Origin of the sequence: Nakamurella flavida (assembly GCF_030811475.1) — a bacterium.
GTDB lineage: Bacteria > Actinomycetota > Actinomycetes > Mycobacteriales > Nakamurellaceae > Nakamurella > Nakamurella flavida.
In genome coordinates, this window is record NZ_JAUSQV010000001.1 from 1034498 (window position 1) to 1060943 (window position 26446).

23 protein-coding genes are annotated in these 26446 nt (G+C 72.8%); 12 read left to right on the plus strand and 11 right to left on the minus strand.

Annotated features, from left to right (window positions below):
* The first annotated feature begins 104 nt into the window (after window positions 1–104).
* Genes J2S58_RS04625 through J2S58_RS04645 form a run of 5 tightly spaced genes read left to right on the plus strand, consistent with a single transcriptional unit; the run spans window position 105 to window position 3913 of the window.
* Window positions 105–788 (plus strand): GntR family transcriptional regulator, encoded by a 684-nt coding sequence (locus tag J2S58_RS04625; protein ID WP_205257480.1) that lies wholly within the window; start codon window positions 105–107, stop codon window positions 786–788.
* Window positions 785–1375, plus strand: a complete 591-nt coding sequence (locus J2S58_RS04630; RefSeq protein ID WP_205257481.1) for an amino acid synthesis family protein — start codon at window positions 785–787, stop codon at window positions 1373–1375. The genes J2S58_RS04625 and J2S58_RS04630 overlap by 4 nt, the downstream gene beginning before the upstream one ends.
* Complete coding sequence (locus J2S58_RS04635) at window positions 1375–1923, plus strand: amino acid synthesis family protein (protein WP_205257482.1); 549 nt, start codon at window positions 1375–1377, stop codon at window positions 1921–1923. Before J2S58_RS04630 ends, J2S58_RS04635 begins: the two co-directional genes overlap by 1 nt.
* 56 nt (window positions 1924–1979) lie before the next feature.
* Window positions 1980–2906: a polysaccharide deacetylase family protein gene (locus J2S58_RS04640; RefSeq protein WP_205257483.1), complete on the plus strand. Its 927-nt coding sequence runs from the start codon at window positions 1980–1982 to the stop codon at window positions 2904–2906.
* The gene (locus tag J2S58_RS04645) at window positions 2903–3913 is read left to right on the plus strand and encodes an asparaginase (RefSeq protein WP_205257484.1); all 1011 of its coding nucleotides are present in this window, start codon (window positions 2903–2905) and stop codon (window positions 3911–3913) included. The genes J2S58_RS04640 and J2S58_RS04645 overlap by 4 nt, the downstream gene beginning before the upstream one ends.
* Before the next feature lie 24 nt (window positions 3914–3937).
* Here the strand turns inward: J2S58_RS04645 and J2S58_RS04650 are convergent, their stop codons facing one another.
* The 3 genes from J2S58_RS04650 to J2S58_RS04660 all read right to left on the minus strand — a co-directional run bounded on the left by J2S58_RS04650 (window position 3938) and on the right by J2S58_RS04660 (window position 8774).
* Window positions 3938–4999: a zinc-binding metallopeptidase family protein gene (locus tag J2S58_RS04650; protein ID WP_205257485.1), complete on the minus strand. Its 1062-nt coding sequence runs from the start codon at window positions 4997–4999 to the stop codon at window positions 3938–3940.
* Window positions 5000–5157: 158 nt separating this feature from the next.
* Window positions 5158–6042: a transglutaminase family protein gene (locus J2S58_RS04655; protein WP_205257486.1), complete on the minus strand. Its 885-nt coding sequence runs from the start codon at window positions 6040–6042 to the stop codon at window positions 5158–5160.
* Window positions 6039–8774, minus strand: a complete 2736-nt coding sequence (locus J2S58_RS04660; RefSeq protein ID WP_205257487.1) for a circularly permuted type 2 ATP-grasp protein — start codon at window positions 8772–8774, stop codon at window positions 6039–6041. Before J2S58_RS04660 ends, J2S58_RS04655 begins: the two co-directional genes overlap by 4 nt.
* A gap of 325 nt (window positions 8775–9099) precedes the next feature.
* Here J2S58_RS04660 and J2S58_RS04665 point away from each other — a divergent pair, with 325 nt between their 5' ends.
* Entirely contained in the window at window positions 9100–9969 is an 870-nt protein-coding gene (locus J2S58_RS04665) for a GAF and ANTAR domain-containing protein (protein WP_205257488.1), read from the plus strand.
* 12 nt (window positions 9970–9981) lie between these two features.
* Here J2S58_RS04665 and J2S58_RS04670 read toward each other — a convergent pair whose 3' ends face one another.
* Window positions 9982–10680, minus strand: a complete 699-nt coding sequence (locus tag J2S58_RS04670) for an SDR family NAD(P)-dependent oxidoreductase (protein ID WP_205257489.1) — start codon at window positions 10678–10680, stop codon at window positions 9982–9984.
* Between the two features lie 102 nt (window positions 10681–10782).
* Between J2S58_RS04670 and J2S58_RS04675 the strand changes: the two genes are divergently transcribed.
* From J2S58_RS04675 to J2S58_RS04685, 3 genes are all read left to right on the plus strand, one after another.
* Window positions 10783–11655 (plus strand): helix-turn-helix transcriptional regulator, encoded by an 873-nt coding sequence (locus J2S58_RS04675; protein WP_205257490.1) that lies wholly within the window; start codon window positions 10783–10785, stop codon window positions 11653–11655.
* Between the two features lie 483 nt (window positions 11656–12138).
* Window positions 12139–14109 (plus strand): glycoside hydrolase family 16 protein, encoded by a 1971-nt coding sequence (locus tag J2S58_RS04680; RefSeq protein ID WP_205257491.1) that lies wholly within the window; start codon window positions 12139–12141, stop codon window positions 14107–14109.
* Between the two features lie 142 nt (window positions 14110–14251).
* Window positions 14252–15217: a glycoside hydrolase family protein gene (locus tag J2S58_RS04685; RefSeq protein WP_205257492.1), complete on the plus strand. Its 966-nt coding sequence runs from the start codon at window positions 14252–14254 to the stop codon at window positions 15215–15217.
* 33 nt (window positions 15218–15250) lie between these two features.
* Here J2S58_RS04685 and J2S58_RS04690 read toward each other — a convergent pair whose 3' ends face one another.
* The 5 genes from J2S58_RS04690 to J2S58_RS04710 all read right to left on the minus strand — a co-directional run bounded on the left by J2S58_RS04690 (window position 15251) and on the right by J2S58_RS04710 (window position 20012).
* Window positions 15251–15733 (minus strand): VOC family protein, encoded by a 483-nt coding sequence (locus J2S58_RS04690; RefSeq protein WP_205257493.1) that lies wholly within the window; start codon window positions 15731–15733, stop codon window positions 15251–15253.
* Window positions 15734–15835: 102 nt separating this feature from the next.
* A complete protein-coding gene (locus J2S58_RS04695; protein WP_205257494.1) occupies window positions 15836–16738 on the minus strand; it encodes a mechanosensitive ion channel family protein in 903 nt (300 codons plus the stop codon).
* A gap of 130 nt (window positions 16739–16868) precedes the next feature.
* Window positions 16869–17810 (minus strand): DUF389 domain-containing protein, encoded by a 942-nt coding sequence (locus J2S58_RS04700; RefSeq protein WP_205257495.1) that lies wholly within the window; start codon window positions 17808–17810, stop codon window positions 16869–16871.
* 27 nt (window positions 17811–17837) lie between these two features.
* The gene (gene aspS / locus J2S58_RS04705) at window positions 17838–19628 is read right to left on the minus strand and encodes an aspartate--tRNA ligase (RefSeq protein WP_205257496.1); all 1791 of its coding nucleotides are present in this window, start codon (window positions 19626–19628) and stop codon (window positions 17838–17840) included.
* A gap of 156 nt (window positions 19629–19784) precedes the next feature.
* Window positions 19785–20012, minus strand: a complete 228-nt coding sequence (locus J2S58_RS04710; RefSeq protein WP_205257497.1) for a YdeI/OmpD-associated family protein — start codon at window positions 20010–20012, stop codon at window positions 19785–19787.
* Window positions 20013–20379: 367 nt separating this feature from the next.
* Between J2S58_RS04710 and J2S58_RS04715 the strand changes: the two genes are divergently transcribed.
* Together J2S58_RS04715 and J2S58_RS04720 are read left to right on the plus strand one after the other, a co-directional pair.
* A complete protein-coding gene (locus tag J2S58_RS04715) occupies window positions 20380–22341 on the plus strand; it encodes a DEAD/DEAH box helicase (protein WP_205257498.1) in 1962 nt (653 codons plus the stop codon).
* Between the two features lie 112 nt (window positions 22342–22453).
* A complete protein-coding gene (locus tag J2S58_RS04720) occupies window positions 22454–23506 on the plus strand; it encodes a D-2-hydroxyacid dehydrogenase (protein ID WP_205257499.1) in 1053 nt (350 codons plus the stop codon).
* Between the two features lie 49 nt (window positions 23507–23555).
* Here J2S58_RS04720 and J2S58_RS04725 read toward each other — a convergent pair whose 3' ends face one another.
* Window positions 23556–24614: an Rv2578c family radical SAM protein gene (locus tag J2S58_RS04725; RefSeq protein WP_205257500.1), complete on the minus strand. Its 1059-nt coding sequence runs from the start codon at window positions 24612–24614 to the stop codon at window positions 23556–23558.
* Window positions 24615–24754: 140 nt separating this feature from the next.
* Here J2S58_RS04725 and J2S58_RS04730 point away from each other — a divergent pair, with 140 nt between their 5' ends.
* On the plus strand, window positions 24755–25291 hold the full coding sequence (locus J2S58_RS04730; protein ID WP_205257501.1) for a PASTA domain-containing protein: 537 nt from the start codon (window positions 24755–24757) through the stop codon (window positions 25289–25291).
* Between the two features lie 39 nt (window positions 25292–25330).
* On the opposite strand, the gene J2S58_RS04735 is transcribed toward J2S58_RS04730, so the two are convergent.
* Window positions 25331–26206 (minus strand): hypothetical protein, encoded by an 876-nt coding sequence (locus J2S58_RS04735; protein WP_205257502.1) that lies wholly within the window; start codon window positions 26204–26206, stop codon window positions 25331–25333.
* Between the last annotated feature and the right edge of the window lie 240 nt (window positions 26207–26446).

Genomic DNA, 26446 nt, shown 5'->3' on the forward strand with positions numbered 1-26446 from the left:
AATGCACCCACCTGGAGCAGTATTCAGTCGTCCGTCCGGCGGGTCTGTGCCATGCCTGAGGCGCTGTCTTGACGGTCCCGACCCTCACTCCTAGGCTCTGTGCCATGCAAGAGTCGAGATCCAGTCGGCAGTCCACCGTGGTGGACGGCATCCGCCGGCGGATCATCTCCGGAGAGATGAGCAGCGGCACCGCGCTGTCGGAGGTGTCGCTGGCTCAGGACTTCGGGGTGAGCCGGACGCCGGTACGCGAGGCCCTCAAGCAGCTCCAGGCCGAGGGGCTGGTCGAGGTCCGGCCGCGGGTCGGCACCTTCGTCAGCACCCCCACGCGCACCGAGATCATCGAGCTGTTCCAGGTCAAGGAGGTGCTGGAGGGTGCCGCCGCCCGGTTCCTGGCCGCCCGGGGGGAGGTCGCCGAGCTGGATGCGCTGCGGCACAACGTCGCCCGCTCCGATCTGGCCCTGGAGCGGGACGATGTCGAGACGTACACCGAACTGGTGGCCGAGTTCCACGACCTGATCGTGCTGGGGGCGGGCAACGCCAAACTGCGCGCGCACCACACCACCTTGATGAACCAGCTCGCCTACCCGCGACTGATCAGCACCTCCCTGTCGACCCCCGGACGGTTCGCCGAGAGCGAGAACGAGCACCGTCGGTTGCTCGAGGTCATCGAGAGCCGGGACGGCGCCTCCGCCGAACGCCTGATGCGCAACCACGTCCGGGCCAGCCAGGAGGCCCTGGTCGAGTCCATGTTCGCCGATCACGACGAGCGCCCCGGGAGCGATGCGTGAGTCTGCAGATCCGCCGGGTCCACGTGATGAGGCAGGCCGTGCACACCGAGGCCGGCCGGGTGCTGGACGCCGATCTGCAGCAGGTCGTGGCGGCGGCGGTGCTCACCGACCCGTGGTCCGGGCGGGGCGACGTGCGCGACCTGTCCTCGCCGGTGCGGCAGGGGTGCCCGCCGCTGGCCCGACTGCTGATGGATCGGGCCCTGGCCGCGCTGCCGGCGGGCGCCACCGCCGCCGCGGTGGGCAAGGCGGTGGCCGTGGGCACCGGGGTGGAGCTGGAACACGGGGCTGCGCTCATCCACAATCCCTACTTCTCGGACGTGGTGCGGGACAGGGTGGACGGCACCTCGGTGCTGCCGTCCACCGAGACCCGCGGGCCGGAGGGTGTCCTGCTCACCGTCCCCCTGGTCCACCGCACGCACGCCACCGACCGCGCCCACTACCAGGGAGTGCAGGTCTGCGTCCCGGACGCCCCGCACCCCGACGAGATCGTCGTCCTGGTCGCGGTGTCCACCGGAACCCGGCCCGATCCGCGCATCGGCGACCGACGCACCGACGCACCCTTCGATCCCACCGCCTGGAGGCCGTGATGCTGATCCGCAAGACCGTGACCATGGTGGAGGAGACCCTGCGAGAGGGCGGGGTGAGCGTGGATCCGCCGGCCCGGGTCGCCGTGGTCGCCGTGGTCGTCGCGAACCCGTGGGCCGGCCGAGGTCACGTGGCCGATCTGGGCCCGGTGGCCGACGAGATCGCCCCGGCGATAGGCGCACACCTGGCCCCGCTGGTCATCGCTGCGCTCGGGGCCCCGGCCGAGGCGTACGGCAAGGCGGCGATCGTCGGGACGTCCGGGGAGATCGAGCACGGCTCCGCGTTGATCCACACCCTGGCCTTCGGGAACCATCTGCGCGAACCACTGGCCGCGCTCACCCTGCTGCCGGCGGTGGAGAAGCGGGCGGCGGCGGGGACCACCTTCGACATCCCCCTCAAGCACGTCATGGACGCGACCATCCGGTCCCACCACCAGAGCATCGAGATGCGCATCCCCGACGCCCCCGGGCCGGACGAGATCGTCGTCGCCCTGGCCCTGGCCGCCCAGGGCCGTCCGCTGCAACGGCTCCCGGCCTTCCGCCGGGCCTGACCCCATCCCCGCACCACCGGCCCGCAGCGCGGGCACCACACCCAGGAGGACGCGCAATGCCCAAGGACATCAAGGTCAGTTTCGGCGTGGACGTCGACGCCGTCTCCGGTTGGCTGGGTTCCTACGGCGGAGAGGACAGTCTGCAGGACATCCAGCGCGGCCTGTTCGCCGGTGACGTCGGCCTGCCCCGGCTGGTCAAGCTCTTCGACCGGTACGACCTCAAGGCCACCTTCTTCGCCCCCGGCCATTCCATCGAGACCTTCCCCCGCAGCATGGAGCTCGTCGTGGCCGGCGGCCACGAGGTGGGCGCCCACGGGTACTCCCACGAGAACCCCCGTGACATGTCCCCCCAGCAGGAGGAGGACGTGCTGAACCGCTCCATCGAGCTCATCCGGCAGCTCACCGGGCGCGGTCCGAAGGGGTACATCGCACCCTGGGGCGAGATGACCACGATCCAGGCGGACCTGTTGCTGCGCAACGGGATCTCCTACGACCGCACCCAGGTGCTGCACGACTTCCAGCCGTTCTACGCCCGCACCGGGGACAGCTGGACGAAGATCGACTACGCGAAGACCGCAGCCGAGTGGATGCATCCCCTCGTCCGCGGGACCGAGATCGACCTGGTCAGCCTGGCGTTCAACTGGTACCTCGACGACCTGCCGCCGATGATGTTCGTCAAGGGCAGCCCGAACAGCTACGGCTTCGCCAACCCGCGGGACATCGAGACCCTGTGGCGCGACCAGTTCGACTGGGTGTACCGCGAGTACGACTACGCCACCTTCCCCATCTGCCTGCATCCGGACGTCGCCGGCCGGCCGCAGGTGCTCCTCATGATCGAGCGGCTCATCGAGCACATGCTGGGCCACGAGGGAGTCAGCATCACCACCTGCGAGTCCATCGTCGACGACTTCCGACGCCGGTACCCGTTCGCGACCGACTCCCGCTACCCGTTCGACCGCGAGTTCGGCGCCGGGACCCGGTGACCCCGCAGGCCGACCCGTCCGGGCTGCCGCGCATCGCGGTGCTCTCGCTCGGCGGGACGATCACCACTCCCGCCGAACGTCCCGACGGCGCGCGGCCACCGTTGACGGCCGCCGATCTGGTGTCCGCGATCCCCGAGCTCGCGACCGTGGCCGACGTCCGGCCCGTGGTCGCCGGAGCCCGGATGTCGGCCGATCTCCGCGCCACCGACATCGCGGAGGTGGCTCGGTGGATCGACGGGGCCCGGCGCGACGGCATCGACGGCGTGGTCGTCACCCAGGGCACCGACACCCTGGAGGAGTCGGCCTACCTGCTGGACCTGCTGTCGCCCGGGGACACCCCCGTCGTCGTGACCGGCGCCATGCGCAATCCCGGACGACCGGGGAGCGACGGCCAGGCAAACCTGCTGGCCGCGGTCCGCACCGCGGCGCACCCCGGTGCGGTGGGACTGGGCGTGCTCGTCGTCCTCGACGACGTCGTCCACCTGGCGCGCGCGGTGCGCAAGACCCACACGACGGCCACCGGGGCGTTCGTGTCCACGCCGGGGCCGATCGGATCCGTCGTGGAGGACCGGGTGCGGCTCGGCCTGCGCCCGACCCGGCGTTCGCCGGTGTACGTCTGGCCCGAGCAGGTCCGCCCGGCCGCGGTCCCGCTCGTCCAGCACTGCTTCGACGACGACGACCGCCTGCTGCGGTCGGTGGGCGACTCGGGCGCGGACGGTCTCGTGCTCGCAGTACTGGGCGCCGGTCACGTGGGGGCCAGACTGCTGCCCGTCATCGACGACCTGGTGGCCAGGATGCCGGTCGTGATGGCCTCCCGGACCGGGTCGGGCGACCTCAACCGGATCTCGGCGGGCTACCCCGGCTCCGAGCGGGATCTGCTCGGGAGGGGCGTCGTCTCGGCCGGGGCGCTCGACCCCCTCAAGGCCCGCATCCTGCTGATGTCCCATCTCACCGCAGGAGCGCCACTCCCGACCTTGGCGGCCGCCTACGAGCAGGCGTCGGGCTGAGCCGACTTCGCCGCCCGGTCGTGCTCAGGCGGGGACGGCCACCGCCACGAGGCGGTGGACCAGGCGCATCTTGTCCAGCACGTGCGGGGCCAGCACGAACGGGTACAGATCCGAGTGGCCCATCGACCGGTTGATCATGTTCAGCGACCAGGCCAGCGGCAGCCACAGCTCGATGATCCGGTCGAACCCGGCGTCACCGGCGAGCGGGTGGTCGGCGGTGGCACCGGCCGGGGCGATGCCGAAAGCGGCTGCGGTGTCCAGGGTGTCGCGGATGTGCAGGTAGTGCGCGAAGGTCTCGGCCCAGTCCTCCGCCGGGTGCATCGTGGCGTAGGACGAGACGTAGTCCTGCTCCCAGCCGGCCGGGGCGCCCTGCGAGTAGTGCCGGTCCAGGGCGGCCTGGTAGTCGGTGTCCGGGTCGCCGAAGAGCCTCTCGAACTCGCTCCGGGCCGGGCCCGTCTCGGCCAGCACGAAGAAGTAGTAGTGGCCGGTCTCGTGGCGGAAGTGTCCGAGCAGGGTCCGGTACGGCTCGTCCATCGACACCCGCAACTGCTCGCGGTGCACGTCGTCACCCTCGGCCAGATCCAGGGTGATGACCCCGTCGGCGTGACCGGTGATCACCGGTTCGTGCTCGCTGGACAACAGGTCGAAGACCAGACCCCGGTCCGGGTCGGCGATCCGGTCGGTGATGGGCAGGCCGAGCTCGACCAACTCGACGACCAGCCGCCGCTTGGCCGCCTCGGCCGCGGCGAACTGGCTGTGGGCCTGGAACGACGCCGAGGCGCCCGGGCGGGTCCGGGTCAGCGAGCAGGACCGGCACAGCGGACCGGGGCCGTCCGCGGCGACGAGCCAGTTGCAGCCGGCGATGTGCACGTTGGCGCACCGCCGCGACTCGGGCAGCGGGGGCGCGGCCACGGCCAGCGGGTCCTGCGAGACGGCGGGGTCGACACTGGCCGTGGACCCGTCGGGCCCGACGATGAGGAACGACCGGGAAGCCAGGTCGAACCCGATGTCGTGGGCACAGCTCAGGCAGCGGGAGTTCTCGAAAGCCAACCGTTGGCCGCAGTTCGGACACGCGAAGTCGCGCACGCTGGTCTCGCTCTCGATACGCCCGGGGAGTCGGGTGACCGGACGGACCCGAGTGGCGGGCCTGACGCTACCGGCGCGGGGGCGGCGATCGTCCCCGGTCAGGCCCGATCCCCCGCAGCGGGACGGCGAACGCGACCATTCTCACGTCGATCGGCCGGCTACTCCGGAGCGACGTCCACCGAGACGGTCATCTCGCTCTTCTCGGCGTGGGTGAACAACACGCCCCGCAGGGGGGAGACATCGCCGTAGTCGCGCCCCCAGGCCACCGTGGTGTACCGGTCGCCGGCGCGGTGGTCGTTGGTGGGGTCGAAGGCCAGCCAGCTCCCGTCCGGTCCCCGCACCGCCGCCCAGGCGTGGCTCGCGTCCACGCCGACCATCCGTTCCCGGCCCGGGGGCGGGGTGGTGGCCAGATATCCGGAGACGTACCGACCGGCCAGGCCGACCGATCGGAGACAGGCGACCGCGAGATGGGCGAAGTCCTGGCACACCCCGGCCCGGCTCGCCAGCAGGTCGGGCACGTTGCTGGTGACCGACGAGGCCCGGGGGTCGTACCGGAAGTCGGAGTGGATCCGGTGGGTCAACTCGTCGACCGCCTCCCCGAGCGGCCGACCCGGCAGGAAGGTGGCCCCGGCGTACCGCCGTACCGCGTCGTCCACCTCGACGAGGGGGGAATCCAGGCAGTACTCGACGGCCAGCGGATCCACCCCCGCCGGGCGGGCGGCCTCCCAGGGGGCGGACTCCACCGCCGGGTCCCGGACCGGGTCGCTCACCTCGACGGTGGACGTCCCGGTGACCTCGAGCCGGGTGTACGCACTGGTCACCGAGAAGTACGTGGCCCGGTTGCCGTGCACGTCCACCCCGGTGGAGTGGTCCGACGGATCCGGGTCCACCGAGACCCGGTGGTCCAGGCATCGTTGGTGCGGCAGCGTCCGCGGGGTGAGGAACGCCCGCCCGAAGGACACGGAGACGTCGTCGGAGTACCGGTAGGTCGTGCGGTGCTGGATCCGGTAGCGGCGCACCGGTGCCGACTCGACGGCGGTCATCGACCCCGGCCGTTCGCGTCCGGGCCACGGTGCTGCGACTGCGTTCCCATCGGACGCATCGGCCGGGGACGCCAGAAGTACTGCCGACCGACGGCTTCGGCGGCGGCACGGACCTCCTGGTGGATCTGGTCCAGCAGGTCGCGCAGTTCGGCCCGCTCACCCCCGGCGTCGGCGGTCTCCAGGTCCACGGGGCGGCAGCGGCGCAGCAGTGCGGCGATGTCCTCCAGCAGCCGGCGGGGTCGCGAGGTCGACGACGCGTCGGGCAGGACGGCGAGGTCGCCGATGGCCTGGGCGATCTGGAAGGCCACCGACCGCGGGTTGCCCAGGTCGAGCAGCAGGAGATCCAGGACCGTGCCGATCTGGATGCGCCCCCGGTAGCGCCGCCGGTAGGTGACCCCGGACTCCGCCGCGGCGAGCACCGACTCGGCGAGCACCGAGTCGACGGCGGGGGTCCGCCGGGTGGTCACGGTGGCCGACAGCAGCGCGGTGACCTGCAGGGCGCGCTCCAGCCGCCGGCCCAGATCCAGCAGGTACCAGCCCGGATCGCGGATCATGTTCTCGCCGATCAGGCCGGTCAGTCCGAGCAGCGCGGCGAGCAGGGCCTCCTGCGCGGTCTGCACGTCGTCGTCCGGCGAGCCCAGGGCGCCGGCGGTGGCGGACGACGCGGCCAGGTCACCCACTGCACGGTCCGCCCCACCCAGTACGAGCCACGCGTCGTCGGAGAGCTGATCGCGCACCGAGCGGGCGTTCTCCCGGAGGGCGGCGAGGGAGTGGGCCACCGAACCGGATTCGTGCGGCCGCACCATCACCTCACCGATCCAGCGGACCGGGTCGATCCCGGCCCGCGGTGGGGTCGTCCCGGAGACCCGGGACACCGCGGCCAGCAGCACCGGGACGCACCCGGCACCCAGATGGTCCGAACGCGAACCGAACTCCTCGGCACGGGCGCGGGCCACCATGCTGAGCCGGGTCAGGTCCTCCGTCCGCTCGGCGTAGCGGCCCAGCCAGAAGAGGTCCTCCAGGACGCGCGGCGAGGACATCGCCTCCGCGGGCACCGCGGCGACCAGTGGCCCCTCGTGCAGCCACACCCGGTCCCGGCGGCGCTCGGCCGGATCCGCCAGGCCGGACTGCACCCACACGTCCTTCGCGACCCCGAACCCGGGCGCGGCGACCCCGTCGGGCCCGGTCCCGTCGGGCACGACCCCCCGGGCCAGTCCGCCGGGCATGGCGGCGTACCCGGCGGCGGCGGCCACGGTGAACAGGCGCAGGCTGGTCTCGGCGGCGGCCAACCGGTTCCCGTCGACCACCGGGGTCTGCGACCACGGTTCATGTCGTTGGCCGACCCACCGGGTCGGCCGGGACCGGATGCGCCCCACCAGGTCCGTCCGCTCCGCGGCGGACATCCGGGCCGGGACCGACCAGGCGCCCGAACCGGTGGGGCGCACCACCATGTCGTCCAGGTGGGCGAGCACATGGGACAACGACCGGGGATCGCCGCACCAGAAGGTGGCCACCGACGGCAGGCTCAACGGTTCGTCCAGCAGGCACCGGGACAGCGCGGGCAGGTACGGCAGCAGGCCCGGGTTCTCCAGGACACCGCTGCCCAGTGTGTTCACCACGGTGACCGTGCCCTGCCGGCAGGCCTGGGTCAGGCCCACCACCCCCACCGGTGACCCCGGGCGCAGATCGAGCGGATCGGCCAGTGCGGCGTCGACCCGGCGGACGACCACGTGCACCGGTTCCAGCCGGCCCATCGACCGCATCCACAGACTGCCGCCGCGCACCACCAGATCGGCGCTCTCCACCAGCGGGACTCCCAGCAGGGAGGCCAGATAGGCCTGGTCGAAGGCGGCCTCGGCATGGGTGCCGGGACTGAGCACGACGATGCGCGGGTCCTCCACCGTCGTCGGCGCGACCGCGGCCAGGCTCAGGCGCATCGTGTGGAAGAACGCACTCAGCCCCCGCGGGGCGGCGGTCCGCAGCAGATCGGGCTGGGCCCGGGTGAGCACCCGCCGGTCGACCATCGCGTACCCGGACCCGGACGGGGTCTGGGTGCGGTCGGCCAGCACCTGGAAGGAGCCGTCGGGGCCGCGGGCCACGTCGGCGGCGTGGAAGACGAGCTGGTGGGCGCCGGGGATGGTGATGCCGTGTGCCGCCCGCAGGTAGTGCTCGTGCTCGAACACCAGCTCGGGGGGCAGCAACCCCTCGGCCACGGTGCGCCGCCGGCCGTAGAGGTCGACCAGGAGCAGGTCCAGCAGCCGGGAGCGCTGGGTCAGGCCCGGTTCCACGATGGCCCAGTCGGCCGCGTCGACGACCACGGGCAGGGGGTCCAGCCGCCATCCGGCGGAGCCGAGGGGCTGGGGCAACGGCCCGAAGTGCTCCCCCACCGCCGGTGCGTGGACGGCTGCGCCGTCGTGCGGGGTGTAGGTGACGCCGTCGTCCTCGACCAGCCGGTCCACCACCTCGACCAGGTCGGCGGCCCCGGACGGACCCAGCCGGACCAGGGTGTCGGTCACGGCCCGCCAACCCGGGAGCGGGACGCTCGAGTCCGGTCCCGTCATCTCGGCGTACCGGGAGCCGCCGGCGCGGTGCAGGTAGCCCTCGACCGCGTCGGGGCGGTCCCCGTCCGGCGACGGCGCCGTTCCGCCATCCGGGCGGGCCGGATCGGGCCGAACCGCCGAACCGGACGGATCACGGGTGGGGAGGACGCCGGCCACCGGGATCGTCGTCATGCCGATCCCGCCGGCCGCCGCGGCGAACCGGCACAGGACGACATCCGCGCATTGTCGCCCACCGGGACCCGAAACCCGAGCCCCGGGGGCGGAGCACACCCGGTGGGACCACGCGGGCCGCCGATGCCTCTGGATCGTGACCGTCGGTCACCGCCGTTCCTCCCGGCCGGTGGTCCCCAGGAGCGGCACCGGTCCGGCTGCTGGACCGCCCCCCTTGCCCACCGGCGGCTGGCGTGGGAATGTCCGCATCGGTACCGGCGGCCGCGGGACGGCCGGGTGCAACCCCGACGTTCCCGGGCCGCGGACGGCCGGAAGGGGTCAGGACATGACGGCGGATGCCGAGCAGGGCAGGTCCACGGAAGAGCGGGGTCGCACCACGGCTTCGGCCACCCCCGATGAAGGTGTCGGCGCGGTGCTCTCCCGGATGGCCCGCTCGCTGCAGGAGCTTCCCGATCTGGCGCAGACGCTGCAGGGCGTGGTCGACGCAGCGGTCGCCAACATCCGCGGTGCGGACTTCGCGGGCATCACGCAGATCGTCGACGGGATCCCCCGGACGACCGCGGGCACCGATCCGTTGGTGGGCGCCGTCGACGAGGTCCAGTACGAGACCGGGCAGGGCCCCTGCCTGTCCGCCATCGCCGACCAGGCCACCGTGTCGTCGGCGGACCTGGCCACCGAGACGCGCTGGCCGGACTTCGCCCAGCGCACCGTCGATCTCGGCATCCGCTCGATGCTGGCCTTCCAGCTGTTCGTCCGTAGCAAGGACGTCGGCGCCCTGAATCTGTACTCCCGTGCCCCCGGCGCGTTCGACGCCGTCGACGAGCAGATGGGCCTGCTGCTGGCCAGTCATGCCGCCGTCGCCCTGGTCGGGGCCCAGGAGCTGGGCGACCTGCAGGCGGCCCTGGTCACCCGGGACGTCATCGGACAGGCCAAAGGCATGTTGATGGAGAGGTTCTCGCTGTCCGGGCCGGCCGCCTTCCAACTGCTGGTGGCCGCGTCTCAGGCGACCAACCGCAAACTGCGCGACATCGCCGTGAGCATCGCCCAGGAGGGCCCGGGGCAGGTCGGTCGGATACCGACCGGCGGCGCACCCGGGCTCGTCGAGCAGGCCCGGGAGGCGGACCGGTCGGCACCGGTCCGTCCGGCTGCGGGGCGGGCCGGCGAGGTGAGGAAACCCGGCCCGCCCCGGAGGTGACCCCCGCCCGGCTCAACCCCAGGGCAGGTCCCCGTGCCGATCGACGAACCGACCCGTGCCGTGGCCCGGACCCTCGGTGGCCAGCCCGACGATCGCATCGGTGCCCTCGGTGACGGTCTGCGGGCCGTTGTGCCCGTTGAGGTCGGTGGCGGTGTAGCCGGGGTCAGCGGCACAGATCCGGATGTCGGGGAACGCCTTGGCGTACTGCGCGGTCAACATGAACACCGCCGCCTTGGACGCGGTGTACCCCGGGGCGACGACGTGGGACTCCACGCGGGCTTCGTCGCGGGTGATGGAGACCGAGCCCAGGCCGCTGCTCACGTTGACGATCACCGGGTCGGCCGAACGGTGGAGCAGGGGCAGGAAAGCGGTGGTCGTGCGGACGATCCCCAGCACGTTGACGTCGAACACCGCCTGCACGTCGGCCGCCGTCAGGTCGGTCGGGGACGCGGCGCTGCCGGCGATGCCGGCGTTGTTGACCAGGACGTCGACGACTCCCTCGTGCCTCTCGACGTCGGCGACCGCAGCAGCCACCGACGCGTCGTCGGTGACGTCGAGCTGGATGAACCGAGCGCCGAGTTCCTCGGCGGCGGCGGCGCCGACCCGGGGATCGCGGGCGCCGATCAGGACGGTGTGGCCGGCGGCGATCAGCCGACGGGCGGTCTCGTGGCCCAGGCCCTTGTTGGCCCCGGTGATGAAAGTGGTTGTCATACCGTCATCGTGGACCCCGGTCCGGGCGGCCGACAGGGACCGCGCGACGGGGGGACGTCCAGTACCACCCCGGGGACTCGGTGCGGGACGACACTGGTGCCCATGACCGGTGACAGCACTCCGGGGGCCACGCTGGGCGCCACCCTGCGGGCCTGGCGGGACCGCCTGTCCCCCGCCGCCGCGGGCCTGCCGCCCGGGCGTTCCCGGCGGGCGACCGGGCTGCGCCGGGAGGAGCTCGCGGACCTGTCCGGGTTGTCCGTCGACTACGTGGTCCGCCTGGAGCAGGGCCGGGCCACCACCCCGTCCGCGCAGGTGGTCGCCGCACTCGCCCGCGCCCTGCAGCTCAGCACCGCCGAACGCGACCACCTGTTCTCGCTGGCCCGGCTCGCGCCCCCCGACCGCGGCGAGATCGACGACCACATCCCGCCCGGGGTGCACCGTGTGCTCCACCGTCTCGGGGATGTCGCCGTCGCGGTCTTCGCCGCCGACTGGGAGCTCGTCTGGTGGAACCGCGGATGGTCCGCCCTGCTCGGGGACCCGGCGTCATCGGAAGGCGGCCGGTGGAACTTCGCGCGCTTCCACTTCCCGGTCGCGGGTCGCCCACCGGTGACCCCCCACTGGCCGGTGGTCTCCACGTCGGACTCCGCGGTGCGGGCGGCCGTGGTGTCCGATCTCCGCTCGGCCACCGGTCGCCACCCGCACAGCGTCCGGCTGCGCCGCCTGATCGCCGATCTCCGAGCCGGGAACGCGGATTTCGCCGCGCTGTGGTCGGCCGGCGCCGTGGGGGCGCACCGCGAGGACCACAAGGTGGTGCACCATCCGTCGGTCGGCCCCGTGACGGTGGACTGCGACGTGCTGACCGACGGCGACGCGGCCCTGAAGATCGTGGTGATGACCGCGGCACCCGACACTCCCGACGAGACCTCCTACCGGCTGGCCCTCGTCGCCGGCGCCGCCACACCGGCCGGCCGGTGACGCCCTGCCCGGTCACCGCCGACCCGGGCCGCTCACGCTGAGCTGACACACCCCCGCCCAGCCCGACTCCCGGAACGGCCCGGTGGGTGCGCACGCATGCCGATGGTGAGTACCCGTCGCCGCACGTCGTCACTCGCGAACCCGTTGGGATGCAGTCCTCTTCCGGGCGGGTGGATCCGCGTCGATCCCCTGCCGTGCCGGCGGGAGCACTGTTAACGTCCGGTGCAGCACACCACTTCCGGCCGACGCAGCGATCCGATCGCCCCGCTGCCGGAGACCACCCGTCGGCACTGAAACGGGTGACCGTGCCCGTGTCCCCGCTCCGTGCCGTCCGGCCCGAGCGTGCTCCCGCCGGGTCCGTCACGCACGCCCCGGTGGTCCCTGAACGCGTCCCGTCCCGGCCCTCGCCGGACCCACCGCACCCCCTCGTCGCGGATCTCCGCGAACCCGCTCCGACCTCACCCGTCAACCGAAGGACCTCCCATGTCCCGAGCCTTCTCCCGGCGCGCCGGCAGCCTGTTGGCCGCCGGTCTGGCTGCCGTCGCCGTGCTGGCCGCCGCTCCCGCCCAGGCGGCCGAGATGGCCTCCATCGCACCATCTCTCGGCACCGTCCGAGCTGCCGTCGGCCCGGCGTACGCGGCCCCCGCCCTGTCGGTGACCACGACCGCCACCGCGGCCACCGCCTCGGTGACCCTGACCGCGGCGGTGGCCACCGCCGCCACCGAGGCCGGGGTGTGCGCCCAGGACGCGACCGGGACCTACCGCGACTTCCCGCGCGTCGCCGCTGTGACGCTCACCCCGGCCGGATGGAGCACCACGCTCAGCCGCAGCTTCCCGGTCGGGACCTACACCTACTGGGGTTGCGCGAAGATCAACGGCGGCTGGTACAACATCGGTGCCCGCCAGACCTTCACCATCACCGGTGCGGCCGCCCCCGTCACCACCACACCCGTCACCACCCCGGCACCGTCCACCAGCCCGGCCCCCTCCACCACCCCGGCCCCCTCCACCACCCCGGCCCCCTCCACCACCCCGGCCCCCTCCACCAGCCCGGCCCCGTCCACCAGCCCGGCACCGACCACCACCCCGGCCCCGACCGGCCCCACCAGCTACGGGTCCGCCGACCTCCAGGCCGTCGTGAGCGGCCAGTCGGTCACCGCGACGGCCCGGCTCACCGCCACCCGGCCGACGACCGCGGCCAGCGCGGGCATCTGCGTCAAGGACTCCGACGGCGTCAACCGCAACTTCCCGCTGGAGAGTGCCGTCGCCCTGACCCCGGCCGGTTTCGCCGAGACGGCCACCAAGTCCTTCGACCCGGGCACGTACACCTACTGGGGCTGCGTCAAGATCGGCAGCGGGTGGTACGACGTCGGCGAGCGGAAGAGCTTCACCGTCGCCGTGCCGAACGGACCGATCATCCCGATCTTCCAGACCACCTACTCCGCAACCGGTCTTGCGGCAACGGTGTCCGGTGCACAGGTCACCGCCACCGCCGCGATCAGCGCCACCCGCCTGGCCACCGCGTCGCAGGTGGGGATCTGCGTCAAGGACGCCCGGGGCGTCGACCAGGACTTCCCCAAGGAGACCGACGTCCTGCTCAGCCCCACCCCGCGGGTCGTCACCGCCACCCGGGTCTACGTCCCCGGCACCTACACCTACCTGGGCTGCGCTCGCATCGGCACCGGCTGGTACCGATTCGGCACCCCGCAGACCTTCACCGTCGCCGCGGCCGGCGCCGTGGACGCCGGTGCCAGCGGCGAGCCGATGCCCAAGGGCGACCTGCCGGGCTTCACCCAGATCTTCAGCGAGGACTTCGGCGTCGCCCAGGGCGAGGGTCTGTTCCCCGGCGTCTACGGGGCGAAGTGGAAGAGCTACGACGGGTTCACCGACACCTCGCAGCGCGGCGACTACGACCAGGACATCATCTCGGTGCACGACGGGGTGCTCGACATGCACCTGCGCACCGGCTCCGACGGCCGACCCAAGAGCGCCGCACCCATCCCGCTGCTCACCTCCGGCGGCACCGTCACCGGTCAGGTGTACGGCCGCTACTCCGTGCGCTTCAAGGCCGACGCCCTGCCCGGGTACGGCATGGCCGGTCTGCTCTGGCCGTCGAGCGGTGTGTGGGCCGACGGCGAGATCGACTACCCGGAGGGCGGTCTGGACTCCACGATGTGGGCCTACACGCACTGCGTGGGCAACCCGCAGAAGAACTGCTCCTACCTGGACACCGCAGTGGCGTTCACCGGATGGCACACCGCGACCATCGAGTGGCTGCCCGGCCGCATCAACTACGTGCTGGACGGCACCACCCTGCAGACCGTCACCAACAACGTGCCGACCAAGGCCATGCAGTGGGTGCTGCAGACGGGCACCACCGGGGACGGGCCCGCAGCCACCACGGACGGGCACGTGCTCATCGACTGGGTGAGCGTCTGGAAGTACACCGGCTGACCCCCGGGCAACCGGACCCGTCGACGGGCGTCACCGTGGCACCACGGTGAGGCCCGTCGGCACGCAGCGGACGCCCACCGCGCGGCGAGCACCGCCCGCCCAGCACCGCCCGACAGACACCGCACGACGAGAGGCGACGATCGTGTTCCGGCTTCCCGACTCCTGGGTGTGGGACTTCTGGACCGTCCAGGACGGACCCACCCATCACCTGTTCTTCCTGTACGCCTCCCGGGCCCTGCACGACCCGGACCGACGACACCTGCGGGCCTCCATCGGTCACGCGGTCTCCACCGACCTGCGCACCTGGCAGCGGGTGGCCGACGCACTCGTGCACGGGGAGGCGGGCGAGTTCGACGCCACCGCCACCTGGACGGGGTCGGTGGTGCGCGGGCCCGACGGCACGTGGCACCTGTTCTACACCGGGACCACCGTGCACACCGACGGTCTGCTCCAGCAGATCGGCGTGGCCACCAGCACCGATCTGCTGCGGTGGGACAAGCAGCCCGGGCCACTGCTCCGGGCCGACCCCCGGTGGTACGAAACCCTGGGCCAGTCGTTCTGGCGGGACGAACACTTCCGCGATCCGTGGGTGTTCGCGGACCCGCACGGGGACGGCTGGCACATGTTCGTCACCGCGCGGGCGCGGCACGGGGCGGTCGACGATCGTGGTGTCGTCGGGTACGCCCGCTCGACCGATCTGGCCACCTGGGACGTGCTGCCGCCGCTCACCGCGCCCGGGACGGGCTTCGGGCAGCTCGAGGTGCTCCAGCTGGTCCGGGTGGACGGGCGGTGGGTGTTGATCTTCAACTGCCTGGCCACCGAGTTCGCCGCCGCCCGCGCGGAGGCGGGCGGGCCGGGCGGGGTGTGGGCGGCCCGTGCGGACTCGCCCGTCGGACCGTTCGACATCGCCCATGCCACCCGGCTCACCGACGAGCGCCTGTACGTCGGCAAGCTGATGCAGGACCGCACCGGCGCCTGGGTGATGCTCGCCTTCCGCAACGACGGCCCGGACGGGTTCGTCGGCTCGCTCACCGACCCGATGCCGGTGCGGTGGGATGCCGGCCGCCTCGTGGTGGAGGCGGCCGGTGCCCTGATCCAGCCGGACTGACCCCTCGCACGGCCCGGCGTGGATGCCGCCGCGTCAGACGACGGCCGGCTCCTCGCGGGCGGCCCGCAGTGCGGCCACGTCGAACTTGCCCATGGTCATCATGGCGGCGGTGGCCCGCCCGGCCGCGGCCGGTTCCCCGCCCAGCAGCTCGCCGATGTCGGCCGGGATGACCTGCCAGGAGACGCCGAAGCGGTCCTTGAGCCAACCGCACCGGCCCTCCTGCCCACCGTCCGCGGTCAGCGCCGCCCAGAAGCGGTCGATCTCGGCCTGGTCGGCGCACGGGATCTGGAAGGAGATCGCTTCGGAGAAGGAGAACATCGGGCCGCCGTTCAGCCCCATGAACGGGTGGCCGTCCAGGTCGAACGTCACCGTCACCACCTGGCCCGGCTCGCCGTGTCCACCGGGCCCCTGCCGGGTCAGCCCGGTGATCGCGGAGTTCGGGAACACCGACAGGTAGAACTCCGCCGCCTGCTCGGCCTGGTCGTCGAACCACAGGCAGGTGGTCATCACCGCCATCTGAGAACCTCCGTCGTTCCGGCGGCCCTCGCGGCACGCACACGGGTCAGACCGTATCGAGGCGCAGAAGTCATCGGTCCGGGTCCGGTCCGGCCGCCCGGCTCAGTCGGAGTGGTCGTGCTTGCGGCGCCGTCCGTGGTGCACCAGGTCGACGGGCGGACGGTGCTGGTCGGCGGCTTCGGCCGGGGCCTCACCGTCCGCCACCGTCTCCCCCTCCGGCTTCGGCTCCGGGGCGGGGCCGATGGCGCTGCCGAGCAGGCCGGCATTCGGCATGCTGACCATCCCCTCGTCGGTGTCGATGACGGTGTACATGATCCCGGCGCCGACGATGACGCCCTCGAAGGGCCCGCCCATGGCACCGCTGCGCACCTTCACCCGCTGCCCGGGCACGTAGGGCCGGGCGAACAGCAGGACCAGGCCGGCGAAGAAGTTGCCCAGCGTCTGCTGGGCGGCGATGCCGACGACGACACCGGTGACCGCGCCGCCGATGAGCAGGTTGCCCAGGTTGACCTGGAGCAGGGACAACACCCCGAAGCCGACCGTGACGTAGGCCAGGATCATGCAGATCAGCCGGATCGCCGAGCCGGCCTCCACGTTCGCCCTGGCCTCGCTGACCCGGCCGAGCTCCCGGGCGATGGACCGGCCGGCGATCACGCCGGCCACCACGAAGACGACGGTCAGGGCGATGACGATGGCCACCACCCCGGGCGCGGGGATGTCGAAACGCCAACCGAACAGGTCGAACTCGGCCTGGGTGGATCTGCGGACCCCGCCCAGGTTCGCCCCCACCGCGAAGGCGATCAGGCTGATGAGGAGCGTCGGCACGGCCCGCTTCAGGTCGGGCTTGGTGCGGCTGTTCACCGCGCCCAGCACGCTCCGGGACCGGCGGCGGGCCCGCACACCGAGGCTCTCGGTCTCCGGTTCGGCCGGGACCGACCCCGAGCGGGGAGAGGCCGGTTCGGCCGGAACCGGGTCGGTGGGCGGGACGGACGGCGCACTGGTCATGGCTGCCATGGTGGGCATCGACCCCCGGCCCGATCAACTCCCCGGGGCCCGACGGGAGCATCGTCACCACGCGGCAACCCCGGGCGCCGGCCCGGCCGCCATGTCCCCGGCCGCCCCCGGGCTGACCGGGTCAGGCGGCCCGGACGGCGGCCCGACGGATCGAGCGTCGTCGCACGGCGCGACGGAGGAGCAACATCGTCACCGCCGACGCGACGATGCCGACCACGTTGATACCGAGCTGGGCGGCCGAACCGGCCACCTTGTCCCACTCGTCGAGGACGAGCCCGACGGCCACGTACCCGGCCGCCGGCACCGTGGTGACCGAGATGAAGACACCGACCAGGGCGGTGGACTGCCGGCTGGTCAGCGACAACATCCCCGCGGCACCGGCGAGCACGGCCACCACGAAGGAGAGGAATCCCGGCTCGTAGATGAACTCCGTCTCGATGTTGAGGTCCACCAGTTCCGGGAAGAACACCTCCGTCCGGACCGCCACGAACGCCGCTGCCGCGGTCACCGCCATGGCCAGCGCGAATCCGATCAGCAGGGAGACCACGCCCCGCCGCATCAGAGCGGGTCGGCGTCGGACGAGCCCCACCGCGATGGCGGCCAGCGGGCCGAACTCCGGCCCGAGCACCATGGCTCCGACGATCGTGATCGCCGAGTCCGTGACGATCCCGATGCCGGCCAGCAGGGTCGCGATGGTCAGGAAGGTCAGGAACGTGCCGGTGAGTTCTGCGTCCTGGCCGACCCGGGCCTCCAGGTCTCGCCAGACCATCGCGTCGGTCGCGTTGCCCGGTGCCTGCACCGCGGCACGCTCGGCGCGGGTCGACACGCTGAGCTCGGTGGCGTCCACCGCGATGGAGCCGTCGCGGTCCAGACCCAGCGCGACGAGCTCCCCGATCAGGTCGTCGGCGCACTCCCGCACGACGTCGGCCTCCACGAGGTCGCCGAGGGGCAGCCGCGACGCCCCGGTCACCACGCTGAGGTGAGCCAGACCCGTCCAGCCCTCGAGCAGGGCGATGACCTCCGTGGACAGCGCAGCCGGGACCAGCAGTCGCAGATGCAGCATCCCGGCCTCCGCCGTCGGGTCGTCGGGTCAGCCGGCGGGACGCGGCGCCGGCGGCGGGGTGTCGACCCCGGCCTCCTTGCGCTGCGCGGCGGTGATCTGACCGGGGGCGCCGGTCAGCGGGTCGTAGCCGCCGCCGGACTTCGGGAACGCGATGACCTCGCGGATCGAGTCCTCCCCGGCCAGCAGCATGACGATCCGGTCCCACCCGAAGGCGATGCCGCCGTGCGGCGGGGCGCCGAAGGTGAACGCGTCGAGCAGGAACCCGAACTTCTCCCGGGCGGTCGCCTCGTCCAGGCCCATCACCGCGAACACCCGCTCCTGGATGTCGCGGCGGTGGATACGGATGGAGCCACCACCGATCTCGTTGCCGTTGCAGACGATGTCGTAGGCGTAGGCCAGCGCGCTGCCCGGATCGGTGTCGAAGGTGTCGACGTGCTCGGGCTTGGGCGAGGTGAACGCGTGGTGCACGGCCGTCCAGGCGCCGCCGCCCACCGCCAAGTCGTCGGACTCCTCGGTGGACTGGAAGAGCGGAGCGTCCACCACCCAGCAGAACGCCCACGCGGACTCGTCGATCAGGCCGCCGCGGCGGGCGATCTCCAGCCGGGCGGCGCCGAGCAGTTCCTGGGCCGAACGGCGCGGACCGGCCGCGAAGAACACGGCGTCCCCGACGTTCGCGCCGACGGCGGCGGCCAGCCCGGCCCGCTCGTCCTCGGAGATGTTCTTGGCCACCGGGCCACCCAGCACGATCTCGCCGTCCTCGCCGGCGGTCACCGTCACGTAGGCCAGACCGCGGTGCCCGCGCTGCTTGGCCCACTCCTGCCAGGCGTCGAAACCACGACGCGGGGTGGACGCCCCGCCGGGCTGGACGACAGCGCCGACGTACGGCGCCTGGAACACCCGGAACGGGGTGGCGGCGAAGTACCCGGTCAGCTCGGTCAGCTCGAGATCGCAGCGCAGGTCCGGCTTGTCGGAGCCGTACCGGTCCATCGCGTCGGCGAAGGTGATGCGCGGCAACGGGGTCGGGATCTGGTACCCGATCAGCTTCCACAGCGCCGAGACGATCTCCTCGGCCAGCGCGATCACGTCGTCCTGGTCCACGAAGGACATCTCGACGTCGAGCTGGGTGAACTCCGGCTGGCGGTCCGCGCGGAAGTCCTCGTCGCGGTAGCAGCGGGCGATCTGGTAGTACCGCTCCATCCCCGCCACCATCAGCAGCTGCTTGAACAGCTGCGGGGACTGCGGCAACGCGTACCAGTTGCCGGGCCGCAGCCGGGCCGGGACGAGGAAGTCCCGCGCCCCCTCCGGCGTGGAGCGGGTCAGGGTCGGCGTCTCGATCTCGACGAACTCGTGGTCGTCCAGCACGGTGCGGGCGGCGCGGTTGACCGCACTGCGCAGCCGCAACGCGGCTGCCGGGCGGGCCCGGCGCAGATCCAGGTAGCGGTAGCGCAGCCGCGCCTCCTCACCGACCTGGGCCGAGGAGTCGTCGATCTGGAACGGCAACGGCGCGGACTCGCTGAGCACCTCGAAGCCGGTGGCCGAGATCTCGATGTCACCGGTCGGCAGCTCGGGGTTGCCGTTGCCCTCGGGACGGACCTCGACGGTGCCGCGCACCAGCAGGCAGAACTCGTTGCGCAGGCGGTGGGCCTGCTCGGCGACCTCGCCGGAGCGGAACACCACCTGCACCACGCCGCTGGCGTCGCGCAGATCGATGAAGATCACCCCGCCGTGGTCACGGCGGCGGGCCACCCAACCGGCCAACACCACCGAACTGCCCTCGTCGGTGGCACGCAGGGAACCGGCATCTCGATCGCGAAGCACAGCGACAATCCCTCAGGTCGATCACGCAGGAAATCCGAACCGATCGATCCTACGGCGCACGGTCCGGTGGATGTCCGTCCGCCGACCGCCCGGCCACCCCGCACGCGGACCACCCGGTCACACGGCGGAGGGCCGGCCCGGCGGAACACCCACGGTTCAGACGGAGAGGTGCTCCTGTGCCGGGCGGTGGAACTGCTGCACGTGGGAGGCCAGCTGCCCGAGCCGTTCGGTGCGGTCGGCGGCCCGGCCGTCGGCCGTCACCCATCGCACCCACTTCAGCTGGTCGTCGGGCCGCAGCGCCTGGAACGCGGTCAACGCGGCCCCGTCGTCGGTCAGCACGGTGGCCATGTCGTCGGGGATCGCCACGCCGTTGTCGGAGATCATCCGGTGCACTCCTGTTCGTCCGGTGGTCCCGCCGGCGCCCTGCCGACTAGGGCTCCAGTCTGCTCCGATCGGGCCCGGCGTGCGGGGTCCCGACGGGCGGATCACTCCCGCGCCGACGGCCGCGCCCGGTACTCCCGGTGACCGGGTGGCGGCAGGGCTCCGCCGGCCGGGTGAGGGGGGCCGGTGGCGAGGAAGATCCAGAACTGTGCGTGAGCTCACCCCGGCGTGCAGCCGTGCGTCCGCTAAGCTGGGGTTCTCCTGGAGCGTGTCGCGCTTCCTCGACGACGGATACTTCATCTTTCGGGGCCTGCGACCCGTATCGATCAACCGGATCGATTCTGCTCCTCCCCGCAAGTGATGGGCTTAAATGTCATTCCCTGCTGTCTCCGTTCCGTCCGATGCTGCCTCCGATCTGCCGACCGTCACCGACGTCCGCGCTGACGACGTCACCACCGCTCCCGCCGACGTCGACGTTCCTGTCGTCGCCGCGGACATCGACTCCGCCGACATCGACTCCGCCGAGCTCGACTCCGACCTCGACGAGGACGTCGAGGAGCTCGCCTCCCCCGCCGAGCCCGGCTTCGAGTCCCTGGGCCTGCCCGCCTCGCTGATGCGGGCCGTCACCAGCCTCGGCTACACCGTCCCCACCGCCATCCAGGCGCAGGCCATCCCGGCCCTGCTGTCCGGTCGTGACATCACCGGTGTCGCGCAGACCGGCACCGGCAAGACGGCGGCCTTCGGTCTGCCTCTGCTGGCCGCGGTCGACCCGTCGATCCCGCAGGTCCAGGCCCTGGTGCTGACCCCCACCCGCGAGCTGGCCCAGCAGGTCGCCGAGGCGATCTCCGGGTTCGCGCAGCACCAGCACAAGCTGAACGTCGTCGCCATCTACGGCGGCGCGAGCTTCCTGCCGCAGCGCAACGCCCTCCGCTCCGGCGCCCAGGTCGTCGTCGGCACCCCCGGCCGGATCATCGACCACCTCGAGCGCAACACCCTCGACGTCACCGGCATCCGCTTCCTGGTGCTCGACGAGGCCGACGAAATGCTCCGCATGGGCTTCGCCGAGGACGTCGACCGCATCCTGACCGACGCCCCCAAGGACCGGCAGACGGCGTTGTTCTCCGCGACCATGCCGCCGGCCATCCGCTCGGTGGCCAAGCGCCACCTGAACAACCCGGTCGACGTCACCGTCAGCCGGCAGTCGTCCACCGTCGCCGGCGTGCGGCAGACCTACGCGGTCGTGCCGTTCCGCGAGAAGGTGGACGTGCTGACCCGCTACCTCTCGGTGCACCCGGGCGACGCCAGCATCGTCTTCGTCCGCACCAAGGGCGCCTGCGACGAGGTCGGAGCCGAGCTGATCGCCCGCGGCGTGTCCGCCGCGGCCATCAACGGCGACGTGCCCCAGAAGGAGCGCGAGCGCATCATCGAGCGCCTCAAGGACGGCCGTCTGGACGTCCTCGTGGCCACCGACGTCGCCGCCCGCGGCCTGGACGTCGACCGCATCGACCTGGTCGTCAACTTCGACGCCCCCACCGAGGCGGAGTCCTACGTGCACCGCATCGGCCGGACCGGTCGCGCGGGCCGTACCGGCGAGGCGCTGACCTTCTTCACCCCGCGGGAGACCGCCCGGCTGCGTTCCATCGAGCGGGTCACCGGCCAGAAGCTCGAGCAGATCACCCCGCCGACCGCCGCCCAGGTGGCCGCGCACGTGGCCACCGAGCAGCTGACCACCGCGGTCACCCGTCTCGACGGCCCCGGCCTGGCCCCCTACCGTGCCGCGGTCACCGCCCGGCTCGCGCTGGGCGACGTCACGGTCGAGGAGCTCGCCGCGGCGCTGCTCGCGCTGGCCGCCGGCGACGACGGCACCCGCCGTCCCGAGGCCACCCCGTCCACCTTCGTGGCCGAGCGCCCGGGTCGCGACGCCGCCTTCGGCGCCGACCGCCCGCGTCGGGCCGATCGCGGCCCGGCCGGCCCCCGGTACCGCCTCGCCGTCGGTCGGGACCACGGTGTGCGTCCGGCCGGCATCGTCGGTGCCATCACCGCCGAGGGCGGCCTGGCCGGCAAGGACGTCGGCCGGATCGACATCTACGACACGTACAGCACCGTCGAGATCGCCGGCGACCTGAACCCGGCCACCATCGGCAAGATCAGCAACGCCAAGGTGAGCGGGCAGAGCCTGCGCATCCAGCCCGATCACGGTGCCCCGCCGGCCGCCGCGGGCCCCCGCGGACCGCGCCGCTCCGGCCCGGGTCGCGACGAGCGTGGCGACCGCGGCCAGGGCCGCGGCGGCGAGCGCGGCGGCTTCCGCGAGCGTCGCTCCTTCGCGCGCTGACCTGATCCACCCCAAAACGGCCGTCCCCTCACGGGGGCGGCCGTTTCCGCGTCCCGGGCCGGGCCGGTCTCCCCCGGCCAGGCGGATCCGGGACGACTGGCAGGCTGTCGGGGTGACCGACACCGTCCGCGTGGCCCTGGCCACCCCGCTCGCCCCCGATCTGCGCCACCTCATCACCGACGTCGACCCCCGGGTCGAACTGCTCGTCGACGACACCCTCCTCCCGGCCCAGCGCTACCCGGGTGATCACTCCGGCGACCCCGACTTCCGGCGCACCCCGGAGCAGCAGGCCGCCTTCGACGCCCTGCTCGCCCGGGCCGACATCCTGTACGGCATCCCGGACGTGCAGGCCTCGACCCTGGCCCCGGCCATCGCCGCCAACCCCCGCCTGCGGTGGGTGCAGGCCATGGCGGCCGGCGGCGGGTCGACCGTCAAGGCCGCGGAGCTGTCACCGGAAGCACTGGCGCAGGTCACCTTCACCACCGCGGCCGGCGTGCACGGCGGACCGCTGGCCGAGTTCGCCCTGTTCGGTGTGCTCGCCGGGTTCAAGGGACTGGACCGCCTGCAGCGCGACCAGGCCGCCCACCACTGGCCGGCGGAGAACTACCTGATGCGGCACATCGCCGAGTCCACCGTCGCCGTCATCGGTCTCGGCGGTATCGGCCAGGAGACGGCACGCCTGCTCAACGCCTTCGGCGCCACCGTGCTCGGCGTCAAGCGCGCCGTCGAGCCCGTCGAGCACGTCGACGAGGTCTTCGCCACCGCCGATCTGCCCACGGTCGTCGGCCGCGCCGACGCCGTGGTCATCACCCTGCCGGGCACGGAACAGACCGAGAACCTGTACGACGCAGCCATGATCGCGGCCACCAAGCCGGGTGCGGTTCTGGTCAACGTCGGCCGCGGCAGCGTCGTCGACGAGGCCGCGATGATCGCGGCGCTGCGGTCCGGGCATCTGTCCGCCGCCTACCTCGACGTCGTGGCCCAGGAACCGTTGGCGACCGACTCGCCGCTCTGGGAGATCCCGTCGGTGGTCATCGCCCCGCACACCGCGGCCCTCTCGGTGCACCAGGACCGACAGATCGCCGAGTTGTTCGCCGACAACCTCGCCCACTTCCTCCGCGGCGAACCGATGCGGAACGTCGTCGACACCCAGCACTTCTACTGACCCGCACGACGCGGGCAGGTCGGCCCGATGCCCACGCCCGGCCGACCGCTCAGAACAGGGTGGCCGGCTCCTCGGCCGGGCGGGCGGGCAGGTCGGGCATACTGCCGGCCGGGAACCCCGCGGTCTCGTCACCGGGCAGTCCACGCAGCTGGTCCGTCCCGGAGGCCAGACCGTGGCTGCGCGCCAGCTCGCGCACCGTGGCCTGCAGACGCTCCCGGTAGGGCCGGGGCAGGGTGGACCCGTGGGCGTAGAGGCGGAGGTAGGTCTCGGTCAGCTCGGGGTGGTGCTGCCCGAGCCATCGCAGGAACCACTCCCGTGCCCCGGGCCGCAGATGCAGGGGCACGCAGCTGATACCGGTGGCCCCCGCCTCGACGACCTCGGCGACCACCGCATCGAGCTGCTCCGCGGAATCGGTGAGGTGCGGCAACACCGGGGCGATCAGCACTCCGCAGGGCAGCCCGGCATCGCGGATCCGACGGATCAGCTCCAGGCGCGCCCGCGGGGTCGGCGTGCCCGGTTCCAGAACGGCCTGCAGCGCCGGGTCCAGCAGGGCGAGCGAGACGCCCATCCCGATGGGCACGTCCGTCCGCGCGGCGGCGAGCACCGGGAGGTCCCGGGCGAGGACGGTGCCCTTGGTCAGGATCGAGAACGGGGTGCCACTGCCCGCCAGCGCCCGGATGATCTCCGGCATCAGCTGGTACCGCCCCTCCGCACGCTGGTAGGGGTCGGTGTTGGTCCCCATGGCCACGTGTTCCCGAGCCCACCGCGGCGACTGCACCTCCCTGGCGACCACGGCGCCGATGTTCGTCTTCACCACGATCTCGCTGTCGAAGTCCGCGCCGCTGTCGAACTCGAGGTACGTGTGGGTGTTGCGGGCGAAGCAGTACACGCACGCGTGGCTGCAGCCGCGGTACGGATTGACCGTCCAGCCGAAGGGCATCGGCGAGGTGGACGGGACCCGGTTCAGGCCGGACCGGCAGTGCACCTCGTGGAAGGTGATGCCGGCGAAGTCCGGGGTCCGCACGGTGCGGACCAGACCGGCCAGCCGGTTCAGGCCGGGCAGCGCCGCGGCATCATCGTGGGCCAGCGCCAGGGGTTCCCATCTCACCCGGTCAGTCGAACACGTGTTCGACACGTGGTCAACCCTGTTCGGCACCGCCCGGGATGTTCTCCGTGGATGAGCGCGTCGTCCCGGCACAGCACGCAGCAGACACGACGATGACTACCTTGAGTGCGAGCACGTGACGGATGGTGAAGTCGGGAGCGGTCCTCGGCTCGCCGGGATGGGGGTGCGGGATGCGGGACACCGGGCGATCGCACTCCTGGCGTGGGCGGGCCGGGGTCACCCTGGTGGTCCTCGCCCTCGGCTGGGGTGCCGCCGGCTGCGCGGGCACCGACGGCCGGACCACGACCACCGGATCGGCCGGACCGACCACGGTGTCCCCCGCCCCGGCCGGCCCCGTGGCGAGCGGGACGGCGGACGCACCGACCCTGCAGGGACGGACCGGCCTCGGCTCCACGCCGCCGACATCCGCCGACGAGGGCGGACCGGAGGAGGAGACCGGGGACGACACCGCCTTGATGCCCGATCTGACGGGGGCACACATGGGCGAGGCCCGACGCCTCCTGGCCGGCACCCCGGTCCGGTTGCTGGACCGTTCCGGGGTCGACCTGGGCGACTCCGGGGACTTCGGTGTGGTGTGTGCACAGACCCCGCCGCCCGGCGCCCGGGAGGGTCCCGCCCCCGCGACCCTCACCGTGGCCGACTCCACGGCGGAGTGCTGACCGTCGGGGCGCGGTGGCCGGTCCCGAACCGGCTGCCGGTCAGCGCACGGGGCGGAAGCGGGCGCGCAGACCGGGCAGGGCCTGGCGGACGACACCCACGGTGGCCGCCCCGGCGCGGGTGAGCGCGGAGGTCGCCGCGCCACCGGGAGCCCACACGGAGCGGGCCGGCTCGGCGATCGAGGTATGGGCTCCGACCACCACGTCCACCGGTACCGCTCCGGCCGGGAGGACGGCGGCACCCGTGGCCACCGCGTCCCGTGCGTCGGACTGCCGGGCCATGGCCCCGGCCCTCACCCAGGTGATCACATCGAAATCTGCTGCTGCCGAACGGATCTGCTCGACACCGATCGTGGATCGCCCCGGGACGGCCGCCCGCAGCAGGAGCAGCAGCGCGGCGCCGGACGGGCCTGGTACCGACGCGTCGATGCCGGCCAGGGGAACGACTTGCCGGGACTTCCACATCTCGGTGAAGAACCGGTCGGGGTCACCGACGCCGGCGAACCCGCAGTACAGGTCGAGCACCAGGTCCGGGCGTTCGGGCACGGTCCAGGCGGTGACGTCACGGGGGTGACCGCCGTCCCGGACCCCCTGGAGCCGCCAGGTGTACCGGTGATGCCGGAGCAGCAGCTGGGCGGTGTCCACCGCCCAGGGCGCCACGAGCAGCTCGAGCGTGCCCTCCGTCCGGCGGGAGGCGGACGACAGCGAGCGCCCGTGCACGGCCGGCCGGCTGAGCACGATGCTCTGGATGCCGGCCCGGCGCAGGATCTGCACCGTGCGGGCCGCGACCGCGTCGGCGACCGAGCCGACGGGCGCGTCGTCCGCCGCCACAGCGGCGGACGGGCGGGACGACCCGACGACCCGGAGCGGAGTGCGGCCGGTGAGCGTGGGTGTCGCAGTGGTGCGGTCGGCCGTCATCGCGTCCTCACAGGGTGTTTCGGCATGCCGAACGGCACGGCGAGAGATGATGCGGGGATCGCGATCTCGCCCGGAACGAGGCGACAGATCGGACACGCCCGATGCGCGTCACACGGCGAAGTCGCCGGACCCTCTGCGGACAGTCTGCGGCAGGGAGCGGAGGAGGGAAAGGTCTGCGGAGTACCCGGCGCCGTCGGCATCAGGAGGCCGACGGCGCACAGGGTGACCGGACCGACTCGG

What these genes read in the sequence shown, in the direction of transcription:
- J2S58_RS04625 (WP_205257480.1), top strand. Translation starts at nt 105, where the DNA reads ATGCAAGAGTCGAGATCCAGTCGGCAGTCCACCGTGGTGGACGGCATC.
- J2S58_RS04635 (WP_205257482.1), top strand. Translation starts at nt 1,375, where the DNA reads ATGCTGATCCGCAAGACCGTGACCATGGTGGAGGAGACCCTGCGAGAG.
- J2S58_RS04640 (WP_205257483.1), top strand. Translation starts at nt 1,980, where the DNA reads ATGCCCAAGGACATCAAGGTCAGTTTCGGCGTGGACGTCGACGCCGTC.
- J2S58_RS04655 (WP_205257486.1), bottom strand. Translation starts at nt 6,042, where the DNA reads ATGACCGCCGTCGAGTCGGCACCGGTGCGCCGCTACCGGATCCAGCAC.
- J2S58_RS04660 (WP_205257487.1), bottom strand. Translation starts at nt 8,774, where the DNA reads ATGACGACGATCCCGGTGGCCGGCGTCCTCCCCACCCGTGATCCGTCC.
- J2S58_RS04665 (WP_205257488.1), top strand. Translation starts at nt 9,100, where the DNA reads ATGACGGCGGATGCCGAGCAGGGCAGGTCCACGGAAGAGCGGGGTCGC.
- J2S58_RS04670 (WP_205257489.1), bottom strand. Translation starts at nt 10,680, where the DNA reads ATGACAACCACTTTCATCACCGGGGCCAACAAGGGCCTGGGCCACGAG.
- J2S58_RS04675 (WP_205257490.1), top strand. Translation starts at nt 10,783, where the DNA reads ATGACCGGTGACAGCACTCCGGGGGCCACGCTGGGCGCCACCCTGCGG.
- J2S58_RS04680 (WP_205257491.1), top strand. Translation starts at nt 12,139, where the DNA reads ATGTCCCGAGCCTTCTCCCGGCGCGCCGGCAGCCTGTTGGCCGCCGGT.
- J2S58_RS04690 (WP_205257493.1), bottom strand. Translation starts at nt 15,733, where the DNA reads ATGGCGGTGATGACCACCTGCCTGTGGTTCGACGACCAGGCCGAGCAG.
- J2S58_RS04695 (WP_205257494.1), bottom strand. Translation starts at nt 16,738, where the DNA reads ATGACCAGTGCGCCGTCCGTCCCGCCCACCGACCCGGTTCCGGCCGAA.
- J2S58_RS04700 (WP_205257495.1), bottom strand. Translation starts at nt 17,810, where the DNA reads ATGCTGCATCTGCGACTGCTGGTCCCGGCTGCGCTGTCCACGGAGGTC.
- J2S58_RS04710 (WP_205257497.1), bottom strand. Translation starts at nt 20,012, where the DNA reads ATGATCTCCGACAACGGCGTGGCGATCCCCGACGACATGGCCACCGTG.
- J2S58_RS04715 (WP_205257498.1), top strand. Translation starts at nt 20,380, where the DNA reads ATGTCATTCCCTGCTGTCTCCGTTCCGTCCGATGCTGCCTCCGATCTG.
- J2S58_RS04730 (WP_205257501.1), top strand. Translation starts at nt 24,755, where the DNA reads ATGGTGAAGTCGGGAGCGGTCCTCGGCTCGCCGGGATGGGGGTGCGGG.
- J2S58_RS04735 (WP_205257502.1), bottom strand. Translation starts at nt 26,206, where the DNA reads ATGACGGCCGACCGCACCACTGCGACACCCACGCTCACCGGCCGCACT.